Origin of the sequence: Vibrio sp. 661 (assembly GCF_033339315.1) — a bacterium.
Taxonomy (GTDB): domain Bacteria; phylum Pseudomonadota; class Gammaproteobacteria; order Enterobacterales; family Vibrionaceae; genus Vibrio; species Vibrio alginolyticus.
In genome coordinates this window covers 111,324-128,297 of the sequence record NZ_JAWOUJ010000011.1, presented here as the reverse complement: position 1 = coordinate 128,297, position 16,974 = coordinate 111,324, and the positions used below count along the sequence as shown (strand labels likewise).

General features: G+C 44.6%; 16 protein-coding genes. 4 read left to right on the top strand and 12 right to left on the bottom strand.

Annotated elements, in window-relative coordinates:
- Positions 1-49: 49 nt before the first annotated feature.
- The 6 genes from R7P69_RS17700 to R7P69_RS17675 form a co-directional block, all read right to left on the bottom strand.
- Positions 50-1,333 (bottom strand): NupC/NupG family nucleoside CNT transporter, encoded by a 1,284-nt coding sequence (locus R7P69_RS17700; protein ID WP_005380131.1) that lies wholly within the window; start codon positions 1,331-1,333, stop codon positions 50-52.
- Between the two features lie 204 nt (positions 1,334-1,537).
- Complete coding sequence (locus R7P69_RS17695) at positions 1,538-2,311, bottom strand: TatD family hydrolase (protein ID WP_238952101.1); 774 nt, start codon at positions 2,309-2,311, stop codon at positions 1,538-1,540.
- Positions 2,298-2,495, bottom strand: coding sequence for a DUF5363 family protein (locus R7P69_RS17690; protein ID WP_238952102.1), 198 nt, complete (start codon positions 2,493-2,495; stop codon positions 2,298-2,300). The genes R7P69_RS17695 and R7P69_RS17690 overlap by 14 nt, the downstream gene beginning before the upstream one ends.
- 94 nt (positions 2,496-2,589) lie before the next feature.
- Positions 2,590-4,179: a peptide chain release factor 3 gene (prfC, locus tag R7P69_RS17685; RefSeq protein ID WP_005380123.1), complete on the bottom strand. Its 1,590-nt coding sequence runs from the start codon at positions 4,177-4,179 to the stop codon at positions 2,590-2,592.
- Between the two features lie 285 nt (positions 4,180-4,464).
- Positions 4,465-4,920, bottom strand: a complete 456-nt coding sequence (gene rimI, locus R7P69_RS17680) for a ribosomal protein S18-alanine N-acetyltransferase (RefSeq protein WP_154205066.1) — start codon at positions 4,918-4,920, stop codon at positions 4,465-4,467.
- A gap of 12 nt (positions 4,921-4,932) precedes the next feature.
- Positions 4,933-5,331, bottom strand: a complete 399-nt coding sequence (locus tag R7P69_RS17675) for a DNA polymerase III subunit psi (protein ID WP_005386429.1) — start codon at positions 5,329-5,331, stop codon at positions 4,933-4,935.
- A 159-nt stretch (positions 5,332-5,490) separates the two neighbouring features.
- Here R7P69_RS17675 and R7P69_RS17670 point away from each other — a divergent pair, with 159 nt between their 5' ends.
- Positions 5,491-5,937, top strand: coding sequence for a hypothetical protein (locus R7P69_RS17670; protein WP_213870452.1), 447 nt, complete (start codon positions 5,491-5,493; stop codon positions 5,935-5,937).
- A gap of 62 nt (positions 5,938-5,999) precedes the next feature.
- On the opposite strand, the gene R7P69_RS17665 is transcribed toward R7P69_RS17670, so the two are convergent.
- On the bottom strand, positions 6,000-6,503 hold the full coding sequence (locus tag R7P69_RS17665) for a GNAT family N-acetyltransferase (RefSeq protein WP_005380119.1): 504 nt from the start codon (positions 6,501-6,503) through the stop codon (positions 6,000-6,002).
- The gene (locus tag R7P69_RS17660) at positions 6,487-7,014 is read right to left on the bottom strand and encodes a ubiquinone anaerobic biosynthesis accessory factor UbiT (protein WP_005394645.1); all 528 of its coding nucleotides are present in this window, start codon (positions 7,012-7,014) and stop codon (positions 6,487-6,489) included. Before R7P69_RS17660 ends, R7P69_RS17665 begins: the two co-directional genes overlap by 17 nt.
- Positions 7,015-7,377: 363 nt before the next feature.
- Between R7P69_RS17660 and R7P69_RS17655 the strand changes: the two genes are divergently transcribed.
- The 3 genes from R7P69_RS17655 to R7P69_RS17645 all read left to right on the top strand — a co-directional run bounded on the left by R7P69_RS17655 (position 7,378) and on the right by R7P69_RS17645 (position 11,463).
- Positions 7,378-9,417 carry a bifunctional diguanylate cyclase/phosphodiesterase gene (locus R7P69_RS17655; protein WP_005380112.1) on the top strand — a complete coding sequence of 680 codons (2,040 nt, stop codon included), beginning with the start codon at positions 7,378-7,380 and terminating at the stop codon, positions 9,415-9,417.
- Positions 9,418-9,550: 133 nt separating this feature from the next.
- Positions 9,551-10,564: a ubiquinone anaerobic biosynthesis protein UbiU gene (locus R7P69_RS17650; RefSeq protein WP_005386427.1), complete on the top strand. Its 1,014-nt coding sequence runs from the start codon at positions 9,551-9,553 to the stop codon at positions 10,562-10,564.
- Between the two features lie 20 nt (positions 10,565-10,584).
- Positions 10,585-11,463 (top strand): U32 family peptidase, encoded by an 879-nt coding sequence (locus R7P69_RS17645; RefSeq protein ID WP_021034024.1) that lies wholly within the window; start codon positions 10,585-10,587, stop codon positions 11,461-11,463.
- 51 nt (positions 11,464-11,514) lie between these two features.
- Here the strand turns inward: R7P69_RS17645 and R7P69_RS17640 are convergent, their stop codons facing one another.
- The 4 genes from R7P69_RS17640 to pnp form a co-directional block, all read right to left on the bottom strand.
- On the bottom strand, positions 11,515-12,861 hold the full coding sequence (locus R7P69_RS17640; protein ID WP_033905574.1) for an MATE family efflux transporter: 1,347 nt from the start codon (positions 12,859-12,861) through the stop codon (positions 11,515-11,517).
- A gap of 124 nt (positions 12,862-12,985) precedes the next feature.
- Positions 12,986-13,408 carry a MarR family winged helix-turn-helix transcriptional regulator gene (locus tag R7P69_RS17635; RefSeq protein ID WP_005380103.1) on the bottom strand — a complete coding sequence of 141 codons (423 nt, stop codon included), beginning with the start codon at positions 13,406-13,408 and terminating at the stop codon, positions 12,986-12,988.
- A 99-nt stretch (positions 13,409-13,507) separates the two neighbouring features.
- Entirely contained in the window at positions 13,508-14,428 is a 921-nt protein-coding gene (gene nlpI, locus R7P69_RS17630; protein WP_005380101.1) for a lipoprotein NlpI, read from the bottom strand.
- 178 nt (positions 14,429-14,606) lie between these two features.
- Positions 14,607-16,742 carry a polyribonucleotide nucleotidyltransferase gene (pnp, locus tag R7P69_RS17625; RefSeq protein WP_054574827.1) on the bottom strand — a complete coding sequence of 712 codons (2,136 nt, stop codon included), beginning with the start codon at positions 16,740-16,742 and terminating at the stop codon, positions 14,607-14,609.
- Between the last annotated feature and the right edge of the window lie 232 nt (positions 16,743-16,974).

Below are 16,974 nucleotides of genomic sequence, written 5' to 3'. Positions count from 1 at the left end.
TACAGGGCATGATGTAAAACGGCGTCTATATATTAAGAACCGATTCTAATTATAGTGCTGCAAGGCTTAAGCAGAAGCCTGCAATTGTCGCTGCCATAAGGTTAGACAACGTACCTGCAAGAACTGCTTTAACACCCATGCGAGCGATGTCACTACGACGGTTTGGTGCAAGGCTACCTAGACCACCAAGTAGAATCGCGATAGAAGAAAGGTTCGCGAAACCACATAGTGCGAATGAGATGATAGCTGTTGTCTTCTCAGACATTACTTCACCAGTTGCCGCGATTACTTGAGCGTTTTCACCTAGATATGGTGTGAAGTTCAAGTAAGCAACGAATTCGTTCACTACGATTTTCTGACCGATGAATGAACCAGCTGTTACAGCTTCTGCCCATGGAACACCGATTAGGAATGCTAGTGGAGAGAACGCGTAACCTAGGATTAGCTCTAGTGTTAGTTCTGGCATGCCGAACCAACCACCGATGCCACCTAGCATACCGTTGATTAGCGCGATTAGACCAACGAATGCGATTAGCATTGCACCTACGTTAAGCGCAAGTTGTAGACCAGAAGCCGCACCGCCCGCAGCTGCGTCGATTACGTTAACTGGTTTGTCGTCACCGCCGTCCATCGCTTCTTCGATACTTTCGTGAGGCTGGTCAGTCTCTGGGTGAAGGATTTTAGCGAACAGTAGACCACCTGGTGCTGCCATGAATGATGCCGCAACTAGGTACTCTAGTGGAACACCCATAGATGCGTAACCAGCTAGTACACCACCAGCAACAGAAGCTAGACCACCACACATTACCGCGAATAGCTCTGATTGAGTCATTTTTGGAACGAATGGGCGAACAACTAGAGGTGCCTCAGTTTGACCTACGAAAATGTTAGCTGCAGCTGACATTGATTCCGCACGAGAAGTGCCTAGCGCTTTTTGTAGTGCGCCACCAAGAATCTTGATAACCCATTGCATAACGCCAATGTAGTAAAGAACTGAAATCAGTGCAGAGAAGAAGATCAGTGTAGGAAGAACACGGAATGCGAAGATGAAACCGCCGCCGCCGAATACTTCGAACATCTTGTCAGAAACAAGACCACCGAACAGGAATGATGAACCATCGTTACCGTAGTTGATAACGTTAGAAACACCTGAAGAGAAACCGTTTAGTAGATCACGGCCCCAAGGTACATACAGAACAAATGCACCTAATGCGAATTGGATAGCGAATGCGCCACCCACAGTTCTAAAGTTGATAGCTTTTCGGTTGTTAGAAAATGCCACTGCAATCGCAAGAAGCACTACCATACCGATTAGGCTCATAAACAGGCTCATAGTTTATGACTTCCTTATAAGTTATTTATTGGCGTGTTACAAAATGGAGCTATAAAGCGGGGGCAATTATACTCATGCAGAATCAATTAAAGTAATGCCAGCCTCACACTTTCCTATAAGATTCATGATTGATTCAACCAGCTTTGTGAGTTAATTCACAATAAGCAGGAAAACGTTTTCGATTTCAAACCACATCTTTAGATTTTATTCACATATCGAGAAAGCAAAATTGCTATTTTTCCACAGTTGAGAGGCAATCGATTGCTTTCGGCCGTTATGCAACTCTACGAGCTCATTAAAGACGTGAATGAGTTTGGCTGGGTGATTTGACTCCCCTTGATATTCAAGTATAGGCATATCTGGTGCGTCTGTTTCGATTACTAGGTTTTCGAGTGGTAATTTTTGAATTGCGTCGCGTGTTTTCTTGGCTCTTGGGTAGGTAATCGTTCCTCCTACACCGATAAAAAAACCTAATTTGACCCACTCCATGGCTTGCTGATAACTCCCAGAAAAAGCGTGTAGCACACCACCTCTAGGGAGATTCGCCGCTTTCACCATTTGAATGAGGCGATTGTGCGCTTTTCGGCTATGTAAAATAATTGGGAGCTCGAAGCGTCTAGCCAGCTCAAATTGAACTTCAAGTGTCTTTTCTTGCAACTGTGGGTCAACATCAATGGCAAAATCTAAACCACACTCTCCTATTGCCACGCACTGTGGCCCTTTTTGATTTAGATAGCCTTCTAGCTCTGTAAGGTGCTGCTCAACGTTATCTTCAAGAAAATACGGATGAAAGCCGAGCGCATAATACAAATTGGCATGTTGCTCTGCCAAAGTTTGAATACGAGCCCAGTTTTGCGGACCGACGGAAGGAATCAAAATTCTTGCGACGCCTTGCGTTTGAGCAAGCTCAAGTTGATGCGCAAAGTCATCTTGAAACACATCAAAATCAAAGTGGCAGTGCGTATCAAAGAGCTTCATCTTGACGTTTTTTATCTGTATCTGCGGGCAGAAAATCAGAGGATGGTTGAGCTTCGCTCTTCTCTTCAGTTTGATGGGCAGGGTCTTTTCGATATGGGACGCAACTGTGTTTCTGATCGGGAGTTAACCCCATTTCTTTACACCAATTGTCGTAACGCTTTAGCCCACGTTTAAACCAGTTCATATCTTATCCTTATATAAAAACGCCCTTGGCTAAGTTTATAGCCAAGGGCGTTTTAAAATCTAGTTTGCGTTAAGGCTTACCCTAACCGCGCAAATTAGTGCTCACGCGTCGCACGGAAATCAACGTCAGGGAAACGCTCTTTCGCTAAGTTTAAGTTAACCATTGTTGGAGCGATATACGTTAGGTTATCACCACCATCCAATGCTAAGTTCGCTTGATTCTTGCGTTGGAACTCATCCAGTTTCTTCGCATCACCACACTCAACCCAACGCGCAGTTGCAACGTTAATGCCTTCATAAATCGCTTCAACGTTATACTCAGACTTCAAACGAGCCACAACAACATCAAACTGAAGTACACCAACGGCACCAACGATCAGATCGTTGTTCTGTAGAGGACGGAATACCTGTACCGCACCTTCTTCTGATAGCTGAACCAAACCTTTGAGAAGCTGCTTCTGCTTTAGTGGATCTTTCAGGCGAATACGACGGAATAGTTCCGGAGCGAAGTTCGGAATACCAGAGAACTTCAGTGATTCACCTTGCGTAAAGGTATCACCAATCTGAATAGTGCCGTGGTTGTGTAGACCAATGATGTCACCGGCGTAAGCGTGTTCTGCACGTGCACGGTCACCAGCCATAAAGGTTACTGCATCAGAGATACTCACTTGCTTGCCAAGACGAACGTGGTTCATCTTCATACCTTGCGTGTAAGTGCCCGATACAATACGCATGAATGCGATACGGTCGCGGTGTTTTGGGTCCATGTTCGCTTGGATCTTAAATACGAAACCAGAGAACTTCTCTTCAGTCGCTTCAACTTCACGTTCAACCGCTTGACGAGTTTTCGGCGCTGGAGCCCATTCAGTTAGACCGTCTAGCATATGATCCACACCAAAGTTACCTAATGCAGTACCGAAGTAAACTGGCGTAAGATCACCGGTTAGGAACATTTCCAAATCAAACTCAGGGCAAGCACCCATGACAAGCTCAAGCTCTTCTCGAACACTTTCCGCAAGGCCTGCACCAACTTTTTCATCAAGCTCTGGGTTATCGAGACCTTTGATGATTCGAACTTCTTGAATCTCATGACCGTGACCTGATTCGTATAAAATCGTTTCATCACGGTGAATGTGGTACACGCCTTTAAATTCTTTACCACAGCCGATTGGCCATGTAATTGGCGCACACATCATGCCCAACTCGTTTTCTACCTCGTCCAATACTTCCATTGGATCACGAACGTCACGGTCAAGTTTGTTCATGAAGGTTACGATTGGCGTGTCACGCAGACGCGTTACTTCCATCAGCTTACGTGTACGATCCTCGACACCTTTCGCCGCATCGATAACCATCAAACACGAGTCTACTGCCGTTAACGTACGGTATGTATCTTCCGAGAAGTCTTCGTGTCCAGGCGTATCAAGTAGGTTTACCAGACAGTCATTGTAAGGGAACTGCATTACAGAAGTGGTTACCGAGATACCACGTTCTTTTTCCATTTCCATCCAGTCTGATTTTGCGTGCTGTGCGTTACCACGACCTTTAACCGTACCTGCTTTTTGGATCGCGTTTCCGAATAAAAGGACTTTTTCAGTAATGGTGGTTTTACCCGCATCCGGGTGAGAAATAATAGCGAACGTTCTGCGCTTAGACACTTCGCCTAAAAAAAGGGGATTTGACATTAGTTAATCTTCTAAATTACTTTCATGCTCACAAAATAGGCAAGCATATCTACTATTCGATATTGTGCGGTATTCTCGCTTATTATCGCTGTGCTAGCAAACTGGAAAGACATGAACTGAATTTACTCGGCTCACCAGCCTTTACCTGCAACTAACAAGGGAAAGCCAGCTCCACACAAAGAGATGTAAAAATTCAAAAAATTATTATTACATATTCAAAAGCCTCGAATCCGGATACGCATTTAAAGCATAAGTGTTGATGAGGTAATTAGTAACGGCCTAAAACTAACTCAAAAATAAGTAACTCATGATAATGGCGTCTTCCTTACCATTTCCCGATTTAGCTGGGTAATAGTTGTAACGACGGTCCACTTCATTAAAACCTGCTTGCTCATAAATATGGATAGCTGGGTGATTACTTTCACGCACTTCTAACCAAGCACTCTCTGCTTTGGCTTGTTCACAGTATTCAATAAACGCGTCCAGCAATTTTTGCCCTAGCCCTCTGCCCTGTTGAGAAGGCGCTACTGCAATATTTAATAGTGTCACTTCTCCAACAATATTCTGTCCATAGAAGTAACCAACCACTTGAGAGCCTTCCAGCATCACATGATGGCAAGCACCGCGACTGGATAAGTCACGAACCAAAGATTCGGCCCAAGGGTGAGAATGTGCTTGCTGCTCGATTTGCAAAACTTGGTCGAGGTGCTCTGCACGCATCGGCGTAATTTCAATTGTCACGCATTAGCTCCGTTAAGAGTACGAACAGATTTGTTGCCACAATGCGCGGCGCTGTTCGTTATTACCATCAATATCTTGTAATAGTGGCGAGGTCAGGTGCTTTGCCTTGATGCTTTGATCAGCCTCACAGCCTGCAAACCACACCCACTCTAACTGATGTTCACCCAGCATGGATAAGCGCTCAGGCTCTAGGTGTAGCGCATCATCAAGCGTGAGCTTAATGCTTTTTAATACGCGCTCAAACATCAATGCCGTCTCGTTTTCTGGACATATTGGCGATACCAATAGGAGTTTACATGAACTTTGCAAATCCAATAATGGCGATTGATAGCCTTCCAGTCTTTCAGGGTGTACCAGCTCCCATGTGCTGATCCCCATTTCACGTAAATACTGTTTCTCGTTAATTGACATTTTCCGTCACCTATTTGAACGAGGGCAATCCTATCAAATTATCGCGATTATACCTAAAGGACTTCAAGGAACACCTGAACACAATGAGATGATTTGGATATTCCTGAACATAGCGTTTTGCCAACGGCCACACATTGGGTATGACATATGAGGTACATTATGAAATTCTTAAATACGCTACTACTTTGCACACTGGTAGCCGCCACCAGCATGAGTGTTTTTGCTAATAACAGCGATGAGTGGGAGCTGATTGCAACGAAAACCGTTAACTTTCATACAGAAACAGATACCGTGACACCAAATAGCCTATTCCGAAACCGAAGCTTCAGTAAAATAAAACTAAAATGTGTGCAAGGAACGGTAGACATTAATGGTTTAAAAGTCGTCATGACAGATGGTAGTGAGAAAAAGCTTTCCTCTATGGGCGTACTAACAAGCGGATTGTCGACTCGTGCCTGGAGCCTTCCAGGTACAAAAGAAGCCAAGCTAAAACAGATTGAAATGACTTACAGTAGCAGGGGGAGCACAAAACTCAGCCTGCTAGGGGTAAGTAAAAAAGCGAAAATAGAGATCTGGGGCAAAAAGAAAAGTAACCAGTCATCCTAACCTCCCTATCTCAGTTTTCAGTGAATAAGAAAGAAGCCCACTTAGTCGTGGGCTTCTTTCATTTACAGTTCAGAGAACTCTGGCGCATAGTCTATGCGTCCGGAGCGTCCAGCACATTGACCTTCGACCAACTCTGCGACTCGAAATGCACCTTTAGGGACATCCCAAGCACATTCAAAGCCCATCTCGTCGCATGATTGAAAACCCTGGCGCGCGTAATAATCAGGATCGCCCAACACCACACACACTGGGTAGCCAAAATCACGCAGTGAATCAAAACCTTCTTTGATCAACTCTGCAGCGATGCCTTGGCGACGGTAATCTTCATGAACAGCTAATGGCGCTAGCCCTTGCCATGACAAATCTTCACCATTTAAGGTCACAGGGCTAAATAAAGCATGGCCTATAACCTCTCCCTCATCTGTACACGCGACTAAGGAAAGCGTGAATTTGCTGTTTTCGCGCAAACGCATCACAAGCTCAGCTTCAGCTTCCGTTGGGAAGGCGTGTTTCAATAAGCGGTCAATGGTAAGAATGTCCGCTGGGGCTTCAGTTCGAATAAGCATTCGCTACTCCGGTTGGTTGTGCAGGCGCTTGAACTCCTTTCTGAACAAAATCAGCCAATTGATTCAAAGCGACTTGCATTGCTTTCGGTAACTGCTCTAAGTCGACACTGTCCATTAAGTTTTTCACTTCTAAGCCAAGCTCAGTATCACCTTCAATTGAAAGGCGACGTTGGAAGAACAGTGTGTCAGGGTCTTCTTTACGACCAGCAATCAGTACTAGGTCGTTTAGATTACCACTAAAACTCACATCTTCCTGAACTGGTTTTTCAGCTACCACCAATTTTTCGTCTTGATAGCTGATGTACCATGCTAAGTTCAAGTCTTTAATCGCAACTTTTAACCACTTGTCTTCAAGGAACTCAAAGTCACCATCTTCCAAGGCTTCTTTAAACACCATTTTTAGCCCTTCCAGCAACGCTTTTTGCTGAATTGGCTGTGGTAATAACTGGACTGGAGAACGCAAAATATTAGCTGCGTTCTTTACTAGTTGACTGCGAATCTTGTTTAACACGTTCATTATCCGTTACTTTGTCATTAGGTTGCTTATATTAAGCAATCGTGGCGATGAGATTACTGTTATGTATCAATAAAGTGCTTATTTTAGATTGGTGGTTTATTGCTCACTAACGCTTCTTTTTTTGAACTTACGTGTATTATTGATGCGAACAGGTGGATAAACACTTTTACAACCGTATTTTCAAAGTTATAGTTATCTGAGCGTATCCATGTGATTGTCGACTGCACAGCTAAAACCGCGAGCCCTTTAATGGCAGGTAACACTTTAGCTTGGTGGTAGACCGCCGCAGGCTTATCAGGGTGTCGCTTTTTATACACGGACGAATAATCTGGCTCATTGGAGATCGGTAATACCCTAATGCCTTCCCAGCAATTAAAACATTGGTTTGCCACGCTAACCTCAAATAGCCCTTTCTTCTTTGCCATTCTTGATAAAAAACACAATTATCGAATGGTAAGTGACCGTTACTGCGATATCGCAGGTTTAAGTCATGAGGAAATCGTCGGCTTAAACGATTGCCAAGTGCTGGGTGAACAGTTTTATAAGAAGCTTGCACCATACTATCAGCGCGCGTTCAAAGGGGCACATGTCGAAGCCGAAATCACGCTCGATGAAACCGACCTTGAAACCAGTCTTCACTTTAGTCTTTCGCCAGTTTTTGAAGGTAACGACATTCGCTTTGTTGTTTTTCACGCTGTCGATACTTCAGAAAAGCAGATACTCGTTCGCTCCTTAGAAGAGTCCGAAAGTAAGTTTGCGAAGTTAACACAACTGCTACCAGACGGCTTACTGCTTATCGAAGATGATATTGTCATCTCTGCGAACCCCGCATCAGCGCGCCTTCTCGGACTTAACTCTCCTCATGAATTGTTGGGCGAAGAGCTAAGTCGTTTATTCATCGATGAAAACAGTAAAAAGGTATTTAGTCATCGATTGAGTACATTAATTTCTGACAAACCTTTTGTCTGCTTAACCAGTGCAAGATGCGGCTTTGAACGGAAAGTTCAGCTACACGCGGATTCCACGGCGATATTAGGTAGCGAATCTCAAATTATCCTAATCCAAGATGCTGATGATGCGCCCAAAAACCTGTCTTCTGCATCGAATGAAGACATACACATTGACTCGCTCACCAAACTCTACAACCGCTTTGGCTTCACCAAACGTTTGGAACAGCTGATCAAAAAGCAAACACCGCTTCTGGTGTTTTATTTGGATATCGATAACTTCAAAAACATTAATGACTCACTTGGTCACCATATTGGCGATAAAGTGATTCAAGAGGTATCGGCCCGTCTTAAACGGTTACTGCCAAACCAAGCGATTATTGGTCATTTGGGTGGCGATGAGTTTGGCGTCATTCTGCCGGAGCCAGAAAACACCCGCATGGCTGAAATTTTGTCCGATCGCATTATCTCGTTGATCAACCAACCTTTCGACTTGCACCACTTCAGTAAACGCCTTGCGTGTTCAATTGGTAGCGTTCGATACCCTGAAGACGGACAAGATGCGCGAATCCTACTACAAAATGCCGATACTGCGATGTATGAAGCCAAAGATCGTGGTAGAAATCGTCTGATCAAATTTAACGATCAAATGAACAAAGAAGCGCGTATGCGTTTGTGGCTTGAAATTGAACTGCAAAAAGCATTGCAGCAGAACGGTTTGGAAGTGTGGTATCAACCTAAGGTTAACGCGCGAGACTTCAGTATCAACGGCGCAGAAGCGCTCGTTCGTTGGAAGCATCCAGTCGAAGGGTACATTAGTCCTGGCTCATTCATTCCTGTCGCCGAGCGCGCTGGGTTAATAGAACACCTTGGACGTGTCGTGATGCGTGATGTTTTCAATACGGTAAAACGTTGGAAGCAACAAGGCATACTGCCAGGCCGTGTCGCCATCAACCTCTCTCCCGAGCAATTTGGCAACCCACAGCTGATCGACTTTATGGAAAAGCTGCTTCGCACTACCGAGCTTGATCCAAGCTGCATTACCTTCGAGCTAACCGAAAGTGCCGTGATGAGTGATAGCGAACATACACTGCAAATGTTGAATGCGATTAAAAAGCTTGGCTTCGCTCTCTCTATCGATGACTTTGGTACCGGCTACTCTTCTCTTTCCTACTTAGCGCGTTTTCCTATTGACGAGCTAAAAATCGACCGCGCTTTTATTAATGATATCGACACACTACCGAAACAAGTCACTGTGATTGAAAACATCATTAATCTGGGTAAGTCGCTCGACTTAACTGTCGTTGCCGAGGGGGTGGAAACCCACCAGCAAGCGACCCTGCTCTCTAACCTTCAATGTAATGCGATTCAAGGATTCCATTTTTATCGCCCGCAGCCAAAACATGAAATTGAAGAGCTGTTTGTACAGAATCGTCGTCACAAGAACTAACCCCGACCCGATACCCTTACTCGCAAGGGGTAAATATCGACTTTATTGAGCTAAACCTAACTTAGGTCAATTTCGCTATTCATAATTCTTCATAAAATGCGGACACCTTTTTATTCTCAATGATTGTGAGCATATGGAACTCTTGTGTCCCGCGGGTAACCTGCCTGCGTTAAAAACTGCGATTGATTGCGGTGCCGATGCCGTCTACATTGGTTTCAAAGATGATACCAACGCCCGTCACTTTGCTGGCCTCAACTTTAACGGCAAAAAGTTAGAAAAAGCGGTGCAATACGTTCATGACCGCAATAAAAAAATTCATGTCGCGTTGAATACCTTCGCTCATCCCAATGGCTTCGAGCGCTGGACGAACGCAGTAGACAATGCAGCGGCACTGGGTGTAGACGCGCTGATTGTTGCAGACATTGCAGTGCTGGAGTACGCGGCTCGCAAATATCCCGATCTAGAACTACACCTTTCAGTGCAAGCATCAGCGACCAACGTCGCAGCCATTGATTTTTACAAACAAAACTTCAACGTAAAACGGGTAGTATTACCTCGCGTTTTATCGATTCATCAGGTCAAACAGCTTTCACGCAACATCACTAGCGATGTCGAGTTAGAAGTCTTTGCTTTTGGTAGCCTTTGCATCATGTCTGAAGGTCGCTGCTACCTATCGTCATATATGACAGGCGAGTCTCCAAACACTGTGGGAGCATGCTCTCCAGCTAAGTACGTTCGCTGGCAAGAAACAGAAAATGGTCTGGAATCCCGCCTTAACGACATTTTGATCGATCGCTACAGCGCCGGTGAAAATGCGGGCTACCCTACCTTGTGTAAAGGTCGTTTCGAAGCAGAAATCGAAGGCGAGAAAAAACGCTACCACGCACTGGAAGAACCAACCAGTTTGAACACCCTCTCTATGCTGCCAGAACTATTTGCTGCAAATGTGGCGTCTGTAAAAATTGAAGGTCGCCAACGTAGCCCAGCTTACGTAGAACAAGTCACTCGAACATGGCGAGCCGCGATTGACCGTTACCAAGCAAACCCAGAAGCTTATCAAGTCGAAGCGGCTTGGGATGCCGCATTGGCAAACGTGTCTGAAGGTACGCAGACCACACTTGGTGCTTATCACCGCAAATGGCAGTAGAGGTTAAGATGGATAATTCAATGAAATACGCGCTTGGTCCGCTGTTGTACTTCTGGCCAAAACAAGATATCGAAGCGTTTTATGAACAAGCGAAATCAAGCTCCGCGGACATCATCTATCTTGGGGAAACCGTATGTTCAAAACGTCGAGAAATGAAGCCTTCGCATTGGCTTGAAATCGCAAAAGAGCTGTCTGCATCTGGCAAGCAAGTGGTGCTATCAACAATGGCACTACTAGAAGCTCCGAGTGAAGTAAACATAATGAAGAAGTACATCGACAACGGTGACTTCGCGATTGAAGCAAATGACGTATCTGCTGTTCAATTGGCATCAGAGCATAAAGTGCCTTTCGTCGTTGGCCCTGCAATCAATACTTATAACGCACACACGCTCAACTTATTTTTGAAGCAAGGTATGATGCGTTGGTGCATGCCTGTCGAGCTATCTCGCGAATGGTTAAACGATACTTTAGTTCAGTGTGACGAGCTTGGTATTCGTAACAAGTTTGAAGTTGAGGTATTTAGCCACGGTTATTTGCCTTTAGCGTATTCCGCTCGCTGTTTCACAGCCCGAGCTGAAAACCGAGCGAAAGACGATTGCGAAACCTGCTGTATCAAATACCCTACGGGTATCCAGGTCAGCAGCCAAGAAGGGCAAGAAGTCTTTAACCTTAACGGCATTCAAACACAGTCAGGGTATTGCTACAACCTCATCAATGACTTACCTACTATGAAAGGGCTGGTTGATGTGGTCCGGTTAAGCCCTCTTGGTATCGACACTTTTTCAGAGTTAGAGCGTTTTCGCTCAAACGAATACGGCGATAATCCTGAAAAGCTCGAAAGCCGCCAATGCAATGGCTATTGGCATCAACTAGCGGGCTTAGAAGTAAAAACCATTTAATCCTTAAAGATAAAAGCGAGGCCTAGACTCGCTTTTATCTGTTAGCTTTTGTTAGCAGGCTTGCACCCTTGGTTCGACAGAACTCTCATTAAGCAGCTTTTTCACATCTCGCCACAACATACTGATCACGACCAAACTCAATGCAATGTTAGACAATGGGAAAGCTAACCAAATACCTGTCACGCCGAAAAGTTTCGGCATAATGAATAAGAATGGCAACTGGACCAGCATGTTGCCTAGTGTTACAAACATAGCTTTGCTGCCTTTGTTTACTGATTGATAGTACGCGGCCGCCACAACTAAAAAACCATCTAAGAACAACGCAAACATGTGTAAACGAATCCCGATCACGGTGCTATCAATCAACTGTTGGTCAGCATTATTAAACACCGCAACCAGTTCGTACGGGAAAAGGTTCATCAAAACAACGAACGCCACCCCACCAAGCACAGATGTCCCCATCGCGACCTTTAATAACTTTCTGATGTTCTCCTGATTACGTGCACCGTGGTTGAAGCTCACTAAAGGCTGCATACCATTCGCAATTCCTTCTGCTATCAGATAGTAAACCGTCACGATGTACCCCAAAATGGCGTACGCTCCGATCAACATTGCACTTCCGTATTGAGCAAATAACGAGTTGTGCAGTGCCACCATCACAGAGCCGTAGGCGTACATAAAGAAACTTGATGTACCTATCATGATAATCTTTGGTGCAGCATCAACCTGAACTTTGAAGTCGCGGATACGAAGGCGTAATGTTGCTTTTGAAGTAAAGAAGTAACCAATACCGAGCACAGTGACCACTAATTGTGCAAGTGCAGTGGCAATAGCGGCTCCGGTTAACTCCCACTCCAACCAAGCAATAAATACGTAGTCTAATACAATGTTAATAACGGCACCGATGACCATCAAAATCGTTGCTAAGTTCGGGCTGTCGTCATTGCGTAATAAAAACGGAACTGCGATAGAACCCAACGTGAATACGCACGCGACAATCAGAATATGCAAATATTGCAGCGCAAGTTCAAACACTCGCCCTTCCGCACCTTGCCAGCGAATAAATTCATCCGAAAACAAGAACAATATTGTAGCAACGATCGGCATCAATGCCGCTAACAACGTCAATCCGGTCGTTAGGATTCGCTTAGCGCCTTCATGATCGTTCTCTCCTTGCTTGATCGAAGTCAGCGCGCCAGTCCCCACCCCAATCATCATTCCTATACCGAGGATCGAACCGATAATAGGCCACGCAACATTGATCCCAGCTAATCCGTCAGCGCCAACATAACGGCCAATAAAAATGCCATCAACTATTTGATACAAACCGTTTACGAGCATTGCTGCGACGGTTGGAATCGTATATTTCCAAAACTGTCTATAAATTGAGTTTTGCATGACTGTCACCAGTAGTTAGCAAAGCTAACCATTTAATTAGCAAGGCTAACTAAATGGTTAAATTAAATAAAAGAAAGATGAAACAACAAAAACTAAACCATACAGCTGAGGCCTTTGCTTCAGTTTAAAATGACTTATTACTCAATGCTTTATTCAATAAAGCTTGTAACTGTTCAGCTTCTTGCTGATTTAATTGTTGCATCATTTGGTCAGAGATATCTTTGTACACTACCTGCTCCAAAGACATTTTTTCTGCGACTTCTTCCGTAAGCAACACACGCTTAGCACGAGCATCCTCATTACATGCGATGCGTTTCACCAAACCCTTTTTTTCCAAACGCACAACCATTGTCGATGCGGAAGGCTTAGTCACTTGCAGCTCTTCTGCAAGATCGGTTATTCGCACACCCTCAGGGTAAACCTGAATCACACGTAAATAATCGAACTCATTAAAGCTTAGATGTGATAATGGATCTTCTTTGGCATAGACACGCCAAGCTTTGGCGCAAAAACGCTCTAAATCAATCAAGCTTTCTTCTAATGCCATAAAAGCCACCACCACTTAGTTAGCAAGACTAACTATTTTAAATGAGTCCCTCATCAAGTTCAATCATAAAAAAAGCCGCTCTCATCGAGCGGCTCTAAATCATTCAATTTCCAGCTTCTTGGCAGCCTTTAACTTGGCCAATCTATCTTGCTGTAATTGATCGTAAATTTGCGCCAACTCCAAGAAAGAATAGCGATGCTCAACATAATCGTAAACGTTGAACGAAATCGCGAGCTTATAAAGTGAGATGGCACTTGCGATATCACCTTCAAGCTGATTACGCTTTCCAAGGTAGAAATACGTTTCCGTCAATCGTTCAGCTAGGCGATAGTTCTCTCTCGTTCCATCCATAATTGCTTTAAGCGCGTCTTCGTCCGAGACGTCTCGCAGCATGATAGCAACAAGAACCCACCCCCACTCTTCACTACGATCTCGTAAATAACGCTGTTGAAGATTGGCTTTTGCTTGCTCTGGATTTTGCTCAGCTTCGATGATGTACAGCCATAATGAACGAAAAGGATCCGTTGGCATTTCTTGATAATGCTTGGTCATATCTTCTAAAGCGAGATCGATTCGGCCACCATAATACAGTGCAATCGCACGGTTGCGCTCAGCATAGGTATTATCAGGAGCCAACTCTATGGTCGAGTCAAACGCTTCATATGCCGCATCAAACTCTCCTACTTGGGTAAAGTATACTCCCAAAAGATTGAAGATGTCCGGCTGAGCAGGATTCAACTGCAAAGACTGGTTAAAGTCCAAACGGGCAAGATCACGTAAACCAACGCTGTCGTAGTAGCTACCGCGCTCATAATGCATTTTAGCGCGCACTTCATCACTAAGGTCGGGACGTTGTAGCAACTGCGAGAGACGCGCGATTTGTACTTCTTGTTGAACACTAGGCTGAAGTGGCACCGCCATCGGTGGATATAACCACTTTTGTGCTGATTGTTGAGAAGTATTTGCACAACCGGTCAGCGCGATAGCAACACATAAAATTGCGGTTTGAAACCATTTCACTAATTGATACTCCTGTTTGGACCGCTCAAGATTTATTTCTCTTAATGCAATATAGGCGATAACCTCGTTTGAGGTTAATACATCGAAACAAACCAAAAAAGGGGAGCGAAAATGCTCCCCTTTTATAACATGCTTTCAGGCCCTTAATCTAATAAAAGGCTGAAAGTCTCATTTTGTCTTACTCGTCTTTAGCAGCTGGTGCTTCAGCAGCAGCTTCTTCAGCTGGCTTTTCTACCGCTTCTTTCATGCTTAGACGTACACGGCCTTGGCGGTCGATTTCAAGAACTTTAACTTGAACTTCTTGACCTTCAGCTAGGTAGTCAGACACTTTCTCTACGCGTTTTTCTGCGATTTGAGAAATGTGTACAAGACCATCTTTGCCTGGAAGAACCGTTACGAATGCACCGAAGTCTGCTAGACGTGCAACTTTACCTGTGTAGATACGGCCCACTTCAACTTCAGCAGTGATCTCTTCGATACGGCGGATAGCTTCTTTCGCAGCAGTGCCTTCAGTTGCCGCAATCTTGATAGTACCGTCGTCTTCGATTTCGATAGTTGTACCAGTCTCTTCAGTTAGAGCACGGATAACTGCACCACCTTTACCGATAACGTCTTTGATCTTCTCAGCGCTGATCTTCATCGTGTGAATACGCGGAGCAAATTCAGAGATGTCTTCACGAGCACCAGAGATTGCTTCATCCATTACAGATAGGATGTGCTTACGTGCGCCTTGAGCTTGGTTAAGCGCAATTTGCATGATTTCTTTAGTGATGCCTTCGATCTTGATGTCCATTTGAAGTGCAGTGATACCAGTGTTAGTACCTGCTACTTTAAAGTCCATGTCACCTAGGTGGTCTTCATCGCCAAGGATGTCAGAAAGTACAACGAAATCGTCACCTTCTTTAACAAGACCCATTGCAATACCAGCAACAGATGCTTTGATTGGTACACCTGCGTCCATAAGCGCAAGAGAAGTACCACATACTGAAGCCATTGAAGATGAACCGTTAGATTCAGTGATTTCCGATACAACACGTACTGTGTATGGGAACTCATCAACAGAAGGCATTACTGCAGCAATACCACGCTTCGCCAGTTTACCGTGGCCGATTTCACGACGCTTAGGAGAACCTACAAAACCAGTTTCACCTACACAGTATGGAGGGAAGTTGTAGTGCAGTAGGAAGTGATCTTTACGCTCACCAGTTAGCTCATCGATGATTTGAGCATCACGCTGAGTACCTAGCGTTGCCGTAACGATCGCCTGAGTTTCACCACGAGTGAATAGCGCGCTACCGTGAGTACGAGGAAGAACACCAGTACGTACATCTAGTGCACGAACCATGTCTTTTTCACGGCCATCGATACGAGGGTTACCTGCAATAATACGGCTACGTACTACTGTCTTCTCTAGATCATGGAAGATAGTGTGGATTTCTTTTGTATCTGCTTCAGGATCTTCAGCAAGAAGAACTTCATTTACTTCCGCAGCGATCTCATGGATGCGGTCGTAACGAGCCATTTTCTCAGTAATTTGGTAGGCTTCAACAAGTTTAGCTTCTGCTAGATCAGCAATCTTATTTTTAAGCGCTGTGTTCTCTTCAGGAGCAACCCAATCCCAAGCAGGAGTTGCAACTTCTGCTTTGAATTCGTTGATAGCTTTAATAGCAACTTGTTGTTGGTCATGACCATAAACAACCGCCGCTAGCATTTCTTCTTCAGTTAGGTTGTCCGCTTCTGACTCAACCATCAATACTGCTGACTCTGTACCTGCAACAACAAGGTCAAGCTTAGAAGTTTCTAGTTCAGTTTGGCTAGGGTTAAGTACAAGCTGACCATCGATATGACCAACACGCGCCGCACCGATAGGGCCGTTGAATGGAATGCCAGAGATAGCAAGAGCAGCAGAAGTACCGATCATTGTAACGATATCTGGCTGAACATCTGGGTTTACAGACATTACTGTCGCGATAACCTGAACTTCGTTTTTAAACGCGTCTGGGAATAGCGGACGGATTGGACGGTCGATTAGACGAGCTGTTAGCGTTTCGCCTTCAGAAGGACGACCTTCACGTTTGAAGAAGCCGCCTGGGATTTTACCCGCAGCGTAAGTACGCTCTTGGTAGTTAACCGTTAGTGGGAAGAAGTCTTGACCTGCAACGGCTTCTTTTTTACCTACAACAGATACGAATACAGACGTATCATCCATTGTGACCATAACTGCTGCTGTAGCTTGACGTGCAATAACGCCAGTTTCTAAAGTAACTGTGTGGTTACCGTACTGGAACGTTTTAACAACTGGTTTTTCGAACATTGTTATTCCTTGTTTCTAATCTTCCTTTAGTGCTTAAAGAAATCTTAGATGTGTTAATTGACACTCAAGGCATTACGAATCGCGACTAGTAAAAAGAAACTCGGAAGTTCCTTTTGAATAGTCGCGACCTTTTGGTCGACGTGGTTGACTGTAATGCTATGAGCTTTTGAGAAAACCTCTTACAAGGTTTAGCCGCCAGTATTATAACGGCATAAGTCTAATTTGGCTAAAT

Excerpts from the sequence above, each read along its gene's own strand:
- R7P69_RS17700 (WP_005380131.1), bottom strand. The coding sequence starts at position 1,333 with ATGAGCCTGTTTATGAGCCTAATCGGTATGGTAGTGCTTCTTGCGATT.
- R7P69_RS17695 (WP_238952101.1), bottom strand. The coding sequence starts at position 2,311 with ATGAAGCTCTTTGATACGCACTGCCACTTTGATTTTGATGTGTTTCAA.
- R7P69_RS17690 (WP_238952102.1), bottom strand. The coding sequence starts at position 2,495 with ATGAACTGGTTTAAACGTGGGCTAAAGCGTTACGACAATTGGTGTAAA.
- prfC (WP_005380123.1), bottom strand. The coding sequence starts at position 4,179 with ATGTCAAATCCCCTTTTTTTAGGCGAAGTGTCTAAGCGCAGAACGTTC.
- R7P69_RS17675 (WP_005386429.1), bottom strand. The coding sequence starts at position 5,331 with ATGTCAATTAACGAGAAACAGTATTTACGTGAAATGGGGATCAGCACA.
- R7P69_RS17670 (WP_213870452.1), top strand. The coding sequence starts at position 5,491 with ATGAAATTCTTAAATACGCTACTACTTTGCACACTGGTAGCCGCCACC.
- R7P69_RS17665 (WP_005380119.1), bottom strand. The coding sequence starts at position 6,503 with ATGCTTATTCGAACTGAAGCCCCAGCGGACATTCTTACCATTGACCGC.
- R7P69_RS17655 (WP_005380112.1), top strand. The coding sequence starts at position 7,378 with ATGCCTTCCCAGCAATTAAAACATTGGTTTGCCACGCTAACCTCAAAT.
- R7P69_RS17650 (WP_005386427.1), top strand. The coding sequence starts at position 9,551 with ATGGAACTCTTGTGTCCCGCGGGTAACCTGCCTGCGTTAAAAACTGCG.
- R7P69_RS17645 (WP_021034024.1), top strand. The coding sequence starts at position 10,585 with ATGAAATACGCGCTTGGTCCGCTGTTGTACTTCTGGCCAAAACAAGAT.
- R7P69_RS17640 (WP_033905574.1), bottom strand. The coding sequence starts at position 12,861 with ATGCAAAACTCAATTTATAGACAGTTTTGGAAATATACGATTCCAACC.
- R7P69_RS17635 (WP_005380103.1), bottom strand. The coding sequence starts at position 13,408 with ATGGCATTAGAAGAAAGCTTGATTGATTTAGAGCGTTTTTGCGCCAAA.
- pnp (WP_054574827.1), bottom strand. The coding sequence starts at position 16,742 with ATGTTCGAAAAACCAGTTGTTAAAACGTTCCAGTACGGTAACCACACA.